This window comes from Arcobacter siniprincipis (SeqCode), from assembly GCF_048571125.1.
GTDB lineage: Bacteria > Campylobacterota > Campylobacteria > Campylobacterales > Arcobacteraceae > Arcobacter > Arcobacter siniprincipis.
The window spans coordinates 906,229-921,226 of the sequence record NZ_CP182343.1; the positions used below are offsets into that span (position 1 = coordinate 906,229).

General features: G+C 30.9%; 13 protein-coding genes. 5 read left to right on the top strand and 8 right to left on the bottom strand.

Annotated elements, in window-relative coordinates; all coding sequences use genetic code 11:
- Positions 1-35 precede the first annotated feature (35 nt).
- On the top strand, positions 36-1,232 hold the full coding sequence (locus tag ACNI3D_RS04575; protein ID WP_419768409.1) for a NifS family cysteine desulfurase: 1,197 nt from the start codon (positions 36-38) through the stop codon (positions 1,230-1,232).
- A gap of 21 nt (positions 1,233-1,253) precedes the next feature.
- On the top strand, positions 1,254-2,234 hold the full coding sequence (locus ACNI3D_RS04580) for an iron-sulfur cluster assembly scaffold protein (RefSeq protein WP_129100184.1): 981 nt from the start codon (positions 1,254-1,256) through the stop codon (positions 2,232-2,234).
- 49 nt (positions 2,235-2,283) lie between these two features.
- On the opposite strand, the gene ACNI3D_RS04585 is transcribed toward ACNI3D_RS04580, so the two are convergent.
- The 8 genes from ACNI3D_RS04585 to ACNI3D_RS04620 form a co-directional block, all read right to left on the bottom strand.
- Positions 2,284-3,777, bottom strand: coding sequence for an aldehyde dehydrogenase family protein (locus ACNI3D_RS04585; RefSeq protein WP_419768410.1), 1,494 nt, complete (start codon positions 3,775-3,777; stop codon positions 2,284-2,286).
- Positions 3,778-3,912: 135 nt separating this feature from the next.
- A complete protein-coding gene (gene glpK / locus ACNI3D_RS04590) occupies positions 3,913-5,433 on the bottom strand; it encodes a glycerol kinase GlpK (protein WP_419768411.1) in 1,521 nt (506 codons plus the stop codon).
- Positions 5,434-5,495: 62 nt separating this feature from the next.
- On the bottom strand, positions 5,496-7,193 hold the full coding sequence (locus ACNI3D_RS04595; protein WP_419768412.1) for an ABC transporter substrate-binding protein: 1,698 nt from the start codon (positions 7,191-7,193) through the stop codon (positions 5,496-5,498).
- Positions 7,194-7,260: 67 nt separating this feature from the next.
- A complete protein-coding gene (locus tag ACNI3D_RS04600; RefSeq protein ID WP_129100188.1) occupies positions 7,261-7,539 on the bottom strand; it encodes a DUF2160 domain-containing protein in 279 nt (92 codons plus the stop codon).
- Between the two features lie 11 nt (positions 7,540-7,550).
- Entirely contained in the window at positions 7,551-8,378 is an 828-nt protein-coding gene (locus ACNI3D_RS04605) for a carbohydrate ABC transporter permease (protein WP_129100189.1), read from the bottom strand.
- 3 nt (positions 8,379-8,381) lie between these two features.
- The gene (locus ACNI3D_RS04610; protein ID WP_129100190.1) at positions 8,382-9,251 is read right to left on the bottom strand and encodes a carbohydrate ABC transporter permease; all 870 of its coding nucleotides are present in this window, start codon (positions 9,249-9,251) and stop codon (positions 8,382-8,384) included.
- On the bottom strand, positions 9,248-10,327 hold the full coding sequence (locus tag ACNI3D_RS04615) for an ABC transporter ATP-binding protein (RefSeq protein WP_419768413.1): 1,080 nt from the start codon (positions 10,325-10,327) through the stop codon (positions 9,248-9,250). Before ACNI3D_RS04615 ends, ACNI3D_RS04610 begins: the two co-directional genes overlap by 4 nt.
- An 11-nt stretch (positions 10,328-10,338) precedes the next feature.
- The gene (locus tag ACNI3D_RS04620; RefSeq protein ID WP_419768414.1) at positions 10,339-11,427 is read right to left on the bottom strand and encodes an ABC transporter ATP-binding protein; all 1,089 of its coding nucleotides are present in this window, start codon (positions 11,425-11,427) and stop codon (positions 10,339-10,341) included.
- 398 nt (positions 11,428-11,825) lie between these two features.
- Here ACNI3D_RS04620 and ACNI3D_RS04625 point away from each other — a divergent pair, with 398 nt between their 5' ends.
- The 3 genes from ACNI3D_RS04625 (at position 11,826) to ACNI3D_RS04635 (ending at position 14,967) form a co-directional block, all read left to right on the top strand.
- The gene (locus tag ACNI3D_RS04625) at positions 11,826-13,385 is read left to right on the top strand and encodes a glycerol-3-phosphate dehydrogenase/oxidase (protein ID WP_419768415.1); all 1,560 of its coding nucleotides are present in this window, start codon (positions 11,826-11,828) and stop codon (positions 13,383-13,385) included.
- 107 nt (positions 13,386-13,492) lie between these two features.
- Positions 13,493-14,224: a GntR family transcriptional regulator gene (locus ACNI3D_RS04630; RefSeq protein WP_375723071.1), complete on the top strand. Its 732-nt coding sequence runs from the start codon at positions 13,493-13,495 to the stop codon at positions 14,222-14,224.
- A 17-nt stretch (positions 14,225-14,241) separates the two neighbouring features.
- Positions 14,242-14,967, top strand: a complete 726-nt coding sequence (locus tag ACNI3D_RS04635) for a GntR family transcriptional regulator (RefSeq protein WP_375723072.1) — start codon at positions 14,242-14,244, stop codon at positions 14,965-14,967.
- Positions 14,968-14,998 lie beyond the last annotated feature (31 nt).

The following is a 14,998-nucleotide window of genomic DNA, read 5'->3' on the forward strand; positions in this document are numbered from 1 at the left end:
TGCATATGAATAAAGAAAAAGATAGGAATTAAAATATGGAAGTTTACTTAGATAATAATGCCACTACAAAAGTTGATCCAGAAGTTTTTAAAGCAATGGAACCATTTTTTTGTCACATTTATGGAAATCCAAACTCTTTACATAAATTTGGAGCAGGAACTCACCCAAAAATGGTTGAGGCATTAAATTATTTATACGAAGGTATAAATGCAGCTGATGTTGATGATATTATAATCACAGCAAATGCAACAGAGAGTATCAATACTGTTATAAAAGGTATTTGGATTGATAAAATTTTAAATGGTAATAAAAATCACATAATTACTTCAGAAGTAGAACATCCAGCTGTTACTGCAACCTGTAGATTTTTAGAATCACAAGGTGTAAATGTAACTTATTTACCTGTAGATGAGAATGGGACATTAGACGCATCTTTAATAAAAGAACATATAAAAGAAGAAACTGCTTTAGTATCTATTATGTGGGCAAATAATGAAACTGGTAAAATATTCCCAATCAAAGAAATTGGGGCAATTTGTAAAGAAGCAGGAGTTGCTTTTCATACAGATGCAACACAAGCTATTGGAAAAATCCGAGTTGATGTACAAGCCTGTAATGTAAACTATTTATCTTTTTCAGCACACAAATTCCATGGACCAAAAGGTGTAGGTGGTACGTATGTTCAAAAAGGTTTTGAATTAACTCCTTTGTTACACGGTGGTGAGCAAATGGGTGGTCATAGAGCAGGAACAGTTGATGTTGCTTCTATGGTTGGTATGGGTTTAGCTATGAAACTTGCAACTTCAGAAATAGCATTGGCTTATGAAGAGAATCATGTAAGAAAATTAAGAGATAAATTAGAAAATGCAATTTTAGAAATACCAGAAACATTAGTTATTGGTGGAAAAGAAAATAGAACTCCAAATACAACTTTAATCTCATTTAGAGGTGTTGAAGGTGAATCTATGCTTTGGGATATGAACCAAAAAACAATAGGTGCATCAACTGGAAGTGCCTGTGCAAGTGAAGATTTAGAAGCAAATCCAGTTATGAATGCTTTTGGAAGTGATAGTGAATTGGCTCATACAGGTGTTAGATTCTCTTTAAGTAGATTTAATACTGAAGAAGAGATTGATTATGCGATTACTGTGATTAAAAATGCTGTAAATAGATTAAGAAATATTTCTAGTTCTTATGCTTATACACCAAAAGATCACGTTTCACAATTATAAAAATATTAAAAGGAATATAAAATGGCTAAAAATGATTTAATAAGCGGTTCAATTTGGGATGAATACTCAAATCAAGTAATAAGAAGAATGGATGAACCAACTCACCAAGGTGAGATTACAGAAGAGATGGCTAAAGATGCTGGCGGAAAATTAATCGTTGCAGATTTTGGAGCTGAATCATGTGGTGATGCTGTAAGATTATATTGGGTTGTTAATGAAACAACTGATGTAATTGTAAATTCTAAATTCAAATCTTTTGGATGTGGAACTGCAATCGCTTCTTCTGATGTTATGGCTGAATTATGTATAGGAAAAACTGTTGATGAAGCAATTAAAATTACAAATATTGATGTTGAAAAAGCATTAAGAGATCATCCAGATGTTCCTGCTGTTCCACCTCAAAAAATGCACTGTTCAGTTATGGCTTATGATGTTATAAAAAAAGCTGCATCAACATATAAAGGTGTTGATATGGAGTCTTTAGAATCAGAAATCATAGTTTGTGAATGTGCAAGGGTTTCATTAGCAACTTTACAAGAAGTTATTAAATTAAATAATTTACAAACAGTTGAAGAAGTAACTGATTATACAAAAGCTGGAGCATTTTGTAAGTCATGTATCAAACCAGGTGGACATGAAGCAAAAGATATTTATTTAGTAGATATTTTAAAAGATGTTCATGCTGAAATGGAACATGATAAATTAAAACAAGCAGCAGATGCAAGTGCAGCTGGACAATCAAGCTTTGATAAAATGACAATTGTTCAAAGAATCAAATTAATCGATGAAGTTTTAGATGGTGAAATTAGACCAATGCTTGCAATGGATGGTGGAAATATGGAGATTATTGATATTAAAGAAAATACTCCTCATTATGATATTTATATTAGATATTTAGGTGCATGTAATGGATGTGCATCTGGAGATACAGGAACACTTTACGCTATTGAGTCTGTATTAAAACAAAAAGTAGATGAAAATATTAGAGTTTTACCAATCTAATCAAAAAGTAATATGAATTAAAAAGGGGAAAGAGTTTCTTTCCCCTTTTTTAGTATTTGATATATACAGTTTTTGTAGTTGTATAAAAATCACTGGCTGTATATGATTTTTCCCTTGAACCATAAGATGAATTTTTTCTACCACCAAATGGAACATGATTATCCATACCAGCTGTTGGAAGATTTATCATTACATTTCCTATTTCTGCATCATGTTTAAATTGCATAGATTTTTTTAAATCATTTGTAATAATTCCACCTGATAGTCCAAACTCTGTATCATTTAATACTTCAATTGCCTCATCATAATCTTTTACTTTTATTACACAAGCAATAGCTGCAAACATCTCTTCTTGGTTTATTCTCATAGAAGATTTTCCATCTATAAATAGCGCAGGTGAGAAATAAAATCCTTGGGTATCAGTTTTTATAGCTTCTCCTCCACAAACTAAAGTAGCTCCTTCTTCTTGTCCAAGTTTGATATACTCTAAGTTAGCATCTAATTGTTTTTTGTCAATACAAGGTCCAATTTGACTTGATGGATTCATAGCATTTCCTACAACTAATGATTGCATTTTATTTTTAAAAGCACTTATAAACTCTTCATAAATACCTTCTGTAACAATTAGTTTTGAACAAGAAGTACACTTTTGACCATTTGCATTATAAGCGCCTTTTATAGAAGCTTCAACTGCTGTATTAATATCTGCATCATCAAGTATTATAAGTGAATTTTTACTTCCCATTTCTAATTGTAATTTAGTCATAGAATCAATAGATTTTTTAGCAAGTTCTTTACCAACAGCAACAGAACCTGTGAAAGTTATTCCTTGCACTTTTTTTGATTGTGCTAAAGTATCACCTATTACTCCACCTTGCCCAAATGTCAATGAAAATACACCTTTAGGTAGTTTTGTTGAGTCAATTATTTTAGCTAGTATATATGCGATTGCTGGAGTATTACTTGATGGTTTTAATATCACGCTATTTCCATAGGCTAGGGCAGGGGCTATTTTCCAAGCTGGAATTGCTAATGGATAGTTCCAAGGTGTAATGACACCAATTACACCTATTGGTTCATGTATTACTTCTATATCAACATTATCTCTTGGTGAATCCATAAATGCACCTTTCATTCTAATAGCTTCTGCTGCAAAATAATTAAAAAATTCAGCTGATTTTACAACTTCATCTATTGCTTCTTTTATTGGTTTTCCAGCTTCCCTTGCTATTATTTCACCAAAGTAATCTTTATTATCAAGAAGTTTAATTGCTATATCTTTTAATACTTCTTCTCTTAATGAGATTGAAGATTTTGCCCAAGACTTTTGTACTTTTGAAGCAAACTCAATAGTTTGTGATACATGCTCATAACTTCCTTTATAATAAGTTGATACTATATCTGCAATATCAGAAGGATTTATATTCTGTGCAGTTTCATCACTTCCTTTCCATTCTCCACATATTAGGTTTTTCATTGGTTCATTTATATTTATTTCTAAATTATTAGATTTTATTATTTCATTTTGATTTAAATTTTTCATTTTTTCCCCTTGAATATTATCATAACATTATAATGACTTAAAACTTAGGCAAAACTTAAAGATTATAATGTTATAACAAATTTTGAGAGTGAAATATTTATTCTAAAGATGAATTAAATTCATCTTTAAAATTTGTTAGATTTGATTTGATTTTTTTGAAAGTGTTCTCTGTACAGCGTCTTTCCAGCCTGCATAAAGGTCGTATCTTTTTTCTTCACTAATAGTAGGTTTGAATTCTTTTTCTAGCTTCCAGCCTTTTGAGAACTCTTCTTTTAAAGGATAAAATCCTGTTTTCATTCCAGCAAGCCAAGCAACGCCAAGTGCAGTTGTTTCAAGTATTTCAGGTCTATCAACTGAAGTTCCTAACATATCAGATAAAAATTGAACAGTATAATCTGAAGCTGACATTCCACCATCAATTCTTAAAACAGAGTTTTTAGCACAATCAATACACTCTCCAAAATTATTCCAATCACTATACATAGCTTCTAATAAATCTTTAGTTTGATAGGCTACACTTTCTAAAGCAGCTTTTGCAAAATCTTCAGGTCCTGTATTTCTTGTAAGTCCATAAATAGCGCCTCTACACTGAGTATCCCAATAAGGAGCAGCAAGTCCTGTGAATGCAGGTACAAAATAGAGTTGCTCTGTTGGATCAGCATTGAGTGCTAGTTCTTGAGCCTCTTTTGAGCTTTTTATGATTTTTAACCCATCCCTTAGCCATTGGACAACGGCACCAGCTATAAAAATTGAACCTTCTAAGGCATAAGTTGTTTGACCATTAAATCTATATGCAATAGTTGTAAGCAGCCTATTTTTTGATAAAATCATATTTGAGCCAATATTTAAAATAGCAAAACACCCAGTTCCATAAGTTGATTTTACCATTCCTGGTTCAAAACAAGCTTGCCCTATAAGAGCAGCTTGTTGATCTCCTGCAACTCCATTGATAGGTACTTCTTTTCCAAAATACTCTTTACTAATATTTGCAAAATCATCTGCACAATCTTTAACTTCGGGTAATATACCCATTGGAATATCTAAAAGGGTACAAATCTCTTTGTCCCATTCATTTGTTTTTATGTTGTATAACATTGTTCTAGCAGCATTTGTAGCATCTGTAACATGGCTTTTTTTATTACTTAATTTCCAGATTAAAAAAGTATCAACTGTTCCGAATAATAAATCTCCATTAAGAGCTTTTTCTTTAGCACCTTTAACATTTTTTAAAATCCATTTTAATTTCATAGCAGAAAAATAAGGGTCAAATAATAAACCAGTTTTTTCTCTAATCATCTTTTCGTGTCCTGCTTCTTTAAAGACATCGCACTCTTTTGATGTTCTTCTATCTTGCCATACAATTGCATTATAAACTGCTTTTCCTGTATTTTTATCCCATACAACAGTTGTCTCTCTTTGATTAGTTATTCCAATAGATACAATATCTTCTATACTAGCATTCGCATCTTTTAATACATTTTTACAGCTATTTAAAACTGTATTAAATAAATCCTCAGGATTATGCTCAACCCAACCAGAATGAGGGAAATGTTGAGGAAACTCTTCTTGCGAAATTTTTTCTATTTTCATTTGTTTATTAAATAGAATTGCTCGGCTAGAAGTTGTACCTTGATCTATTGATAGTATGTATTTCATTTATTCTCACTTTAGAGTAACAAAAGTTGAGTCAAGCTCAACTTTTGTTTAGATTTATAAAATTATTTCCAAGATTTGATTAATTCATCATAAGAAATAGTTACTGGTGCTGGTTTTTCATTAGCTAATTTAGGTTTTGGAGCACCTGGTTGTTTTAGCCAATATTCAGCAGTTTTCTTTTCATTAAGTTTTGGTCCAATATCACCTTGGATACCAGCTCTTTCTATTCTTGATAGAATTTTCTCTTGAGCTAAACAAAGTGAATCTAAAGCCTCTTGTGCAGTTTTTGCACCTGATGATGCATCACCAATATTTTGCCACCATAATTGTGCCAATTTTGGATAATCAGGTACATTAGTTCCTGTTGGAGTCCATTGTGTTCTTGCAGGAGATCTGTAAAATTCAACTAAACCACCAAGTTTTGGAGATCTTTGTGTAAATGATTTATCATTAATACTAGATTTTCTTATAAATGTTAAACCAAAATGTGATTTTTTAACATCAACTGTTTTTGATGTAACAAATTGTGCATATAACCAAGCAGCTTGAGCTCTTTTTAGAGGTGTTGATTTCATTAAAGTCCAAGAACCAACATCTTGATAACCAACTTTCATTCCTTCTTTCCAATAAGCACCATGTGGTGATGGAGCCATTCTCCATTTTGGAGTACCATCAGCATTTACAACTGGAAGACCTTTTTTTACCATATCTGCTGTAAAAGCTGTATACCAGAAAGCTTGTTGTGCAACTTCACCTTGTGCAGGAACAGGTCCAGCTTCAGAGAATACCATACCAGCAGCACTTGGTAGAGCATATTCTTTCAACCATTTGTTGTATTTTTCAATAGAATAAACAGCAGCTGGTGAGTTTGTAGCTCCCCCTCTATCCATACAAGAAGCAACTGGTTGAGATTTTTCATTTACTCTAATTCCCCATTCATCTACTGGAAGTCCATTTGGTAAACCAGGATCACCCTCTCCAGCCATTGACATCCAAGCATCAGTAAATCTCCAACCTAATGAAGGATCTTTTTTACCATAATCCATATGTCCATAAACTTTTTTACCATCGATTACTCTTCCTGTAAAGAATTCTGCAATATCTTCATATGCAGACCAGTTAACTGGAACGCCTAATTCATAACCATATTTTGCTTTAAAATCAGCCATATTTTTTGGGTCCGTGAACCAATCATATCTAAACCAATAAAGGTTAGCGAACTGTTGATCTGGTAACTGATATAGTTTTCCATCAGGAGCAGTTGTAAAAGATAATCCCATAAAATCATTTAAATCTAAGTTTGGATTTGTAACAGCTTTACCGTCACCTTTCATCCAATCAGTTAAATTTCTAACTTGTTTATATCTCCAATGTGTACCTATTAAATCAGAATCATTTACATAAGCATCATAAATATTTTGCCCTGTTTGCATTTGTGTTTGTAGTTTTTCAATAACATCACCTTCCCCAATGAGGTCATGAATAACTTTTATTCCTGTAATATCGTAAAATGCTTTTGCCAAAGTTTTACTCTCATATGAGTGAGTTGTAAGACTTTCAGATACAACTTTTATAGTCATACCTTTGTAAGGTTTTGCAGCATCTTTAAACCAAGTAAGCTCATCTTTTTGTTGAGTTTTTGTCAATGATGAAGGTTGAAATTCATCAATCCATTTATTCATATCTGCACTAAAAGCACAACTACTTAGTCCTAATATTCCTACTACAAGTGAAGTAGTAATCTTATTTTTTATTTTCATTCTTTTCCCCTTCTTAAGTTAAATTGTTATAAATAAAATAAAATTTGATAATTTTATTTTAGTATTTTTATACCCAGCGAAAAACTGCTATAGCATAAAAAAGACAAAGAACCATTCCCCCGTAAATTGGAGTACCAAACATTGCTAAATAGCCAAGGCAAATAAATGCCGAGCCTAAAAGACTTAGAAAAAGTCGATCACCAGGAGTGGTTTTTATTCGTAAAATTCCTACTCTTGGTGCCTGCGGCCACTTAATGGCCCAGATAGTCATGATTATAAGTGCAACAAAGATACAAATGAAAAATATTGCAGTTCCACTTGTCCAAGCCATCCATGATAAATTCATACTAAACCTCCTTAAACTCGTCCAAGAGATAAACCCTTGGCAATGTGATTACGAACAAAATATATAACTATGGCACCAGGAACAAGTGTTAAAACACCTGCTGCTGCTAGAACGCCCCAATCAACTCCAGAAGCTGATATTGTTTTTGTCATAGTTACTGCTATTGATTTGGCATTAACAGCTGTTAATGTTCTACTTAAAAGTAATTCAACCCAAGAGAACATAAAACAGAAAAATGCACAAACACCAATACCAGAAGCAATTAATGGAGTGAAGATTTTTGTAAAAAATCCAAAAAAACTAAATCCATCAATATATGCAGTTTCATCTATTTCTTTTGGTACACCACGCATAAAGCCCTCCAAAATCCAAACAGATAATGGAACATTGAATAATGTATGAGCTAAAGCCACCGCAATATGTGTATCAAATAAACCAACACTTGAATAAAGTTGAAAGAATGGCAGCGCAAATACAGCAGGTGGTGCCATTCTGTTAGTTAATAACCAAAAGAACAAATGCTTATCTCCTAAAAATCTATATCTCGAAAAAGCATATGCTGCTGGAAGTGCTACTAAAACAGAAATAACCGTATTCATTACAACATATATCATTGAGTTGATATATCCCCAATACCAAGTAGGGTCTGTGAATATAACAATATAATTATGAAAAGTAAGATCATTAGGAAAAAGTGAAAAAGTTCCCAATATCTCTTCATTTGTTTTAAAACTCATATTTACTAACCAATAAACAGGTAACATCAAAAAGATAATATATATAAGCATAATAGTAGGAGATTTACTGCTAAAAAAGCCTTTTTTAATTGCTGTACTCATAAATTACTCCTCTTCTTTATCTATGTTTGTCATGATTGTAAAAAATGCCCAACATGTTAATAATATCACTAGAAAATATATTAGTGAAAAAGCTGCTGCTGGTCCTAAATCAAACTGACCAATTGCTGTTTTAACTAAGTCTATAGACAAAAATGTAGTAGAATTTCCAGGTCCACCACCTGTTACAACCATAGGTTCAGTATAAATCATAAAACTATCCATAAATCTAAGCAAACTAGCAATTAGCAATACTCCCATCATTTTAGGAAGTTGGATATATCTAAAAACACTCCATTTTGAGGCTTGGTCGATTTTTGCTGCTTGGTAATAAGCTGAAGGAATTGATTGTAATCCTGCATAACAAAGTAAAACAACTAACGAAGTCCAATGCCATACATCCATTACAATTATTGTAACCCATGCATCAAGTACATTTTGGGTGTAGTTATAATCAATCCCCATTGATACTAAAGTATGACCCAAAAGTCCAATATCAGTTCTCCCAAATATTTGCCAAATAGTACCAACAACATTCCAAGGAACAAGTAGTGGAAGAGCAACTAATATTAAACAAGCTGATGACCAAAACCCTTTTTTAGGCATATGTAAAGCAATAAAAATACCAAGAGGAATCTCTATTGCTAAAATAATTCCTGTAAAAAGTATCTGTCTTCCTAATGCTGCATGAATTCTCTCTGAGTGAAGAACTTCTTCAAACCATTGTAATCCAGCAGGGAAAAATACATTATTTCCAAAGGTATCTTGAACTGAATAATTAACAACTGTCATTAAAGGAATAACAGCTGAAAAACCAACAAGGATTAGTACTGGAAGTACAAGAAACCATGCCTTTTGATTTACAGTTTTTTTCATAGTGCTTCTCCTTGGACTATCCAATCATTTTCATATACATTGATTTTTTCTAAATCAAAAGTCATGCTACTCATTGTTGAAGTGATTTTTGTATCTTCTGAAACTATTATATTTATATTATTATCTTTGTATTTTGCTCGTACAATCTTATGGTGAGCCACATCTTCTATCCTGGTAATATCTATTTTGATTCCCTCTCCATCTTCACAAAGGTTTATGAATTCAGGTCTTATTCCTAATTGAATCACACCTTCTAAATCTTTATATTTAGAATTTAATTCAATTGTATAATCATCTAAAGTTGCTATGTTTCCATTAATTTTCACATCAAAAAGATTCATTCCTGGTGAACCAATAAAATATCCCACAAAGGTATGTGCTGGTTTTTCAAATAATTCTTCTGGAGTTCCTATTTGTAAAACTATTCCTTGGTTCATAACTACAACCTTATCAGCAAAGGTTAAAGCTTCTGTTTGGTCATGAGTTACAAATATCATTGTATGTTTTAGCTCTTTGTGTAAAGCTTTTAATTGAGTTCTTAATTCCCATTTCATATGAGGGTCAATCACAGTTAAAGGTTCATCAAATAAAATTGCATTTACATCTTCTCTTACCATTCCTCTACCTAAAGATATTTTTTGTTTGGCATCAGCTGTTAAACCACTTGCTTTGTTATCCAAAATATCTTCAACTTTTATTGCTTTTGCAATAGCATCAACTCTTTGTTTGATATATTCAGGCTTTTCTTTTCTATTTTTTAAAGGAAATTCTAGATTTTGTCTGACTGTCATTGTGTCATAGACAACGGGGAATTGAAATACTTGGGCAATATTTCTATGTGCTGTATCTTCCTTTGTAACATCTTTATCATCAAATAGAATTTTTCCCTCCGATGGAGTTATAATTCCAGATATAATATTTAGTAAAGTTGATTTTCCACATCCAGAAGGTCCAAGTAGGGCATAAGCTGCTCCATCTTCCCACTCATGATTTAAAGGTTGTAATACATAATCTTTATCTGAAATTGGATTTTCCATATAACTATGGGCTAAGTTTGAAAGAGTTATTTTTGCCATTTCTTCTCCTTCTATCTTTCTTCTACATAAGAGGCAGTTTTAACTAAATCGCCATCATGAGAAAATACAAAAATATGACGAGTATCTAAATACACTGATATTTCTGAGTTATATTCTAAGTCATGTACTCCATGAACTAGACCAATCCAAGTGTCTTCTTTATGTTGCATATGTAAAAAAGTCTCAGATCCTGTTATTTCTGTAACATCTAAGTGAGCTGAGAATTCAATTGCAGTTTCTGATTTTTTTGTAAGTTCTAGGTGATTTGGTCTAAAGCCTGCTAGATATTTTCCATCTTTTATATCTTTTAGCCCATTTGTAGCAAGTGCTTTTTGTCTATCTCCATAATAAAAGTAATCACCTTCTTTTTTTATATTTAAAAAATTCATTGAAGGGTTTGAGAAAACTTTTGCTGTAATAGCGGTATTTGGTTTGTGATAAACTTTTGTAGTTTCATCAAATTGTGTTATTTTACCTTCCCATAAGGTCACAACATTTCCACCTAATAAAAGTGCTTCTTCTGGTTCAGTTGTAGCATATACAAAAATTGCTCCAGATTTTTCAAACATTTTAGGAATCTCTTCTCTTAGTTCTTCTCTTAATTTGTAATCCAAGTTTGCAAGGGGTTCATCTAATAGTACCAATCCAGAACCTTTTACTAGTGAACGAGCTAGTGCGCATCTTTGTTGTTGCCCACCTGATAATTCTAAGGGTTTTCTATCTAACATATTTGTTAAACGCATAAGTGCAGCTGTTTCTCTAACTGCTTTGTCTATCTCATCTGAATCTTTTTTCATTATTCTCAAAGGTGCTGCAATATTTTCATATACACTCATTGAAGGATAATTGACAAATTGCTGATAGACCATCGCAACTTTTCTATCTTGAACTCTCATTCTAGTAACATCTTTCCCTTCCCACAGAATTTTTCCTGTTGTAGGTACATCCAATCCTGCCATTATTCTCATCAAGGTTGTTTTTCCTGATAAGGTTCTACCTAGAAGTACATTCATCGTACCTTTTTGTAGTGTTAGGTTTGTATTATAAATATGAGTTTGTCCATCAACTTTCATTGACACATTCTCAAGTTCTAATGACATTCAATCTCCTTGCTACAATTCTTATATTTATAAAATTATCAATGTAATAATTTTTACATCATAACATTATAATGTTGTCTTTAATAGTGACGTATAGAATTTTAAAGTATGCTTAAAAAGGTAACCATTTTTTTGTCTTTAATTAAAATCTTTTTCATCTTTAAACGTAGCAATAAAATAGCATTGCGATACGATGGTAGCTTGCTTGCTTTGACCTTATAAATTACTTAAAGTGGATTTTAAAAATTGTAAAAAAGTAGTTGTTTTTTAAGCTGAAGTTTTAAGAAGCATTTTTTATTATTATAATTTATTTAATATTCTTTTTATAGTTATATCATTATAATGTCTTCAATAACATTATAACCTTATAATGTAATCTATTTAAGGATAGTAAGATTATGGAAAGTAATAAATATGACATTATTATAATAGGTGGAGGAGCAACCGGAAGTGGAACAGCTTTAGATGCCGCATCAAGAGGCTTTACAACTTTAGTATTAGAAAAAAATGATTTTGCTGAAGGAACTAGTTCTAGAAGTACAAAACTAGTACATGGTGGAGTTCGTTATTTGGAAGCCGCTGTGAAGGGCTTGAATATGGACCAATTCAATTTAGTAAAAGAGGGATTAAAAGAGAGATCAAGACTTTTGAAAAATGCTCCTCACTTATGTTCTAGACTTACCCTTGTAACTCCTATATATAAATGGTGGGAATTACCTTATATGTTTATAGGTTTGAGTTTATATGATTTTGTATCAGGAAGAAGAGGTCTTGGTAGAAGTTCAATTGTATGTAAAGATAAGATGATAAATAACTTTCCAAGTATCAAAAAAAATGCCTTAGTAGGTGGAGTTAAATATTATGATGGAAGTTTTAATGACTCACGATTGAATGTAACACTACTTAAAACAGCTCAAAAGTTTGGGGCTGATTGTAGAAATTATAGTGAAGTTGAAGAGTTCTTATACGAAGAGGGAAAAATCTCTGGGGTAAAAGTAAGAAATAAAATTACAGATGAAACTTATATTGTAAACTCAAAAGTTATAATAAATGCAACGGGAGCATTTTCTGATAAGGTAAGAACTTTAGATAATAAAGAAGCAAAAAAAATGCTTGACTTAAGTTCTGGTATTCATATTGTATTAGACAAAAAGTATTTGCCTTCTGATGAAGGTTTGATGATTCCAAAAACTGAAGATGGAAGAGTTTTATTTATACTTCCTTGGATGGGTAAATGTTTAGTTGGAACTACAGATGAAAAAACAACTCTAAGTGAACATCCAGAGGTTTCTGCTGAAGATATAAAATATATATTAAAACACTTAGAAATATATTTTGATTTAAAAATTGATGAAAGTGAAATATTATCGTCATGGTGTGGAATAAGACCATTAGTAGCAGCGCCTAAAAATGCCTCAACAAAAAGTATTGTAAGAGAGCATATTATTATTAGCTCTGATTCTGGCTTAGTTAGTATTTTAGGTGGCAAATGGACAACTTATAGAAAGATGTCAGAAGAGCTTGTTGATTATGTGACTTCTAAATTTGCTTTAGAAAACAAAGAGTGCCAAACAAAAAAATTAAAATTAATAGGAAGTGAAAACTTTACAAAAGAGATGCAAGTTGATTGTTTAGATGAAGATATTAAAAATTATTTGATTAAGATGTATGGTGATAAAGCAAATGATGTTTTAAGTTGTACTAAAAAAATAGAGAGATTACATAAAGACTATGCACATACAAATGCAGAATTAATTTATACTATTAAAGAAGAATTTGTACAAAAACCTATGGATTATATAGTAAGAAGAACATCTTTGGCCTTGATTGATAAAAAAGCTGCAAAAGAGATTTTAGACAAAGTATTAGAAATAATGCAAAAAGAGTTAAATTGGGATGAAAAAAGAGTAAATATTGAAAAAGAAAAATCTTTGGAGTTATTAAATAATTCATTATAGCAAATATTAAGTGCACTTTAAAATTGAATTATGTAATATGCAATAATAAATAGAATATATTGTTATAATATATTACAAATCAATATTTATCTTAAAAGGAAATACTTTTGTTTGCTAAAAATGGTATACCATTATATCTTCAATTAAAAGAGAAATTATTGGAAGATATTAAGTTAAATTACAAAGCTGATGATATTATACCAGCTGAGGGCAAACTTGAAGAGAAATATCAAGTAAGTAGAATAACTGTAAGAAAAGCTATTGAAGAACTAGAGCGAGAAAATGTAGTTATTAAAAAACAAGGTAGAGGAACTTTTGTACAAGAAAAGAAAGTACTTTATGATGCAAATTCTATTGGTTCTTTAACTCAAAGGTTAGAAAAACAAAAACATCTTCTTACTACAAAATCTATATCTTTTGAAATAATTGAAGAGGGTGAAGAACATTTTGTAAAAGATATGCTAAATTGTGAGAAGCTACTGTGTATTAGAAGAACAAGATTATTAAATGAAGTTCCATTTGCCTTGATGATAAACTATTTTGATGTAAATACTGTACCTGACATTGAAAAAAAATTAAATCTTGAATCATTGTATGCCTTTTTAAAAGAAGAGTATAACATCGAGTTTTACAATGCAGAAGAGATAGTAGAAGCAAAAGCTGCAAATAAAGATGAAGCCAAAAGGTTAAATGTAAAAGAAGGTTTTCCCCTATTATCTTTAAAAAGACTCTCATATGATACAAGTAATAAGCCAATAGAGTACTCAAATTTAGTTATTAAATCAGATATGTATAAACATAAGATAATTTTATCAAATGATAAAATGTCAAATATATAAATCAAAGGAAATGATTATTGTTTAGTAAAAATGGTATTCCATTATATGTACAATTAAAAAATAAATTACTAAAAGATATTCAAGCTAATTATAAAGCAGGAGATCTGTTTTCTCCTGAAATAAAGCTAGAAAAAGAGTATGAAGTAAGTAGAATAACTGTAAGAAAAGCAATTGAGTTACTTGAAAGAGATAATATCTTAGAGAGAAAACAAGGCTCAGGTACTTTTATAAAAGAGCAAAAAATCCTTTATGATGCAAATTCTATTGGCTCACTAACTCAAAGATTAAACAAACAAAATCATAAACTAACTACTAAATCAATTGAATTCTTAGTTATAAAAAAAGAACATTATGTAAAAGAGTTATTAAAATGTGATACTTTATTATGCATAAAAAGATTTAGAGAGATGGATGGTATTCCTTTTGCTTTGATGTTAAATTATTTAGATTTTGACAAAGTTCCAAATCTAAAGAAAAAGTTTAATATAGAATCTTTATATACCTTTTTAAAAGATGAATACAATATAGAGTTTTACAATGCCCAAGAGACAGTGGAAGCAAAAGATTCTACAAAAGAAGAAGCCGAAAAATTAGGTATAAAAGAGGGCTCATCACTTTTATCTTTACATAGATTATCTTTTGATAAAGAGAATAATCCTGTGGAGTATTCAGATATTTTAATCAAAGCAAATATGTATAAACACCAAATCACACTTTCAAATGACAAAATCTCAAATTATTAATTAAATCTTGCAAATCCCATCATAATAAATC

Coding starts and splice junctions, on each gene's coding strand:
- ACNI3D_RS04620 (WP_419768414.1), bottom strand. CDS start 11,427: ATGTCATTAGAACTTGAGAATGTGTCAATGAAAGTTGATGGACAAACT.
- ACNI3D_RS04615 (WP_419768413.1), bottom strand. CDS start 10,327: ATGGCAAAAATAACTCTTTCAAACTTAGCCCATAGTTATATGGAAAAT.
- ACNI3D_RS04580 (WP_129100184.1), top strand. CDS start 1,254: ATGGCTAAAAATGATTTAATAAGCGGTTCAATTTGGGATGAATACTCA.
- ACNI3D_RS04610 (WP_129100190.1), bottom strand. CDS start 9,251: ATGAAAAAAACTGTAAATCAAAAGGCATGGTTTCTTGTACTTCCAGTA.
- ACNI3D_RS04600 (WP_129100188.1), bottom strand. CDS start 7,539: ATGAATTTATCATGGATGGCTTGGACAAGTGGAACTGCAATATTTTTC.
- ACNI3D_RS04585 (WP_419768410.1), bottom strand. CDS start 3,777: ATGAAAAATTTAAATCAAAATGAAATAATAAAATCTAATAATTTAGAA.
- ACNI3D_RS04625 (WP_419768415.1), top strand. CDS start 11,826: ATGGAAAGTAATAAATATGACATTATTATAATAGGTGGAGGAGCAACC.
- ACNI3D_RS04575 (WP_419768409.1), top strand. CDS start 36: ATGGAAGTTTACTTAGATAATAATGCCACTACAAAAGTTGATCCAGAA.
- ACNI3D_RS04595 (WP_419768412.1), bottom strand. CDS start 7,193: ATGAAAATAAAAAATAAGATTACTACTTCACTTGTAGTAGGAATATTA.
- glpK (WP_419768411.1), bottom strand. CDS start 5,433: ATGAAATACATACTATCAATAGATCAAGGTACAACTTCTAGCCGAGCA.
- ACNI3D_RS04605 (WP_129100189.1), bottom strand. CDS start 8,378: ATGAGTACAGCAATTAAAAAAGGCTTTTTTAGCAGTAAATCTCCTACT.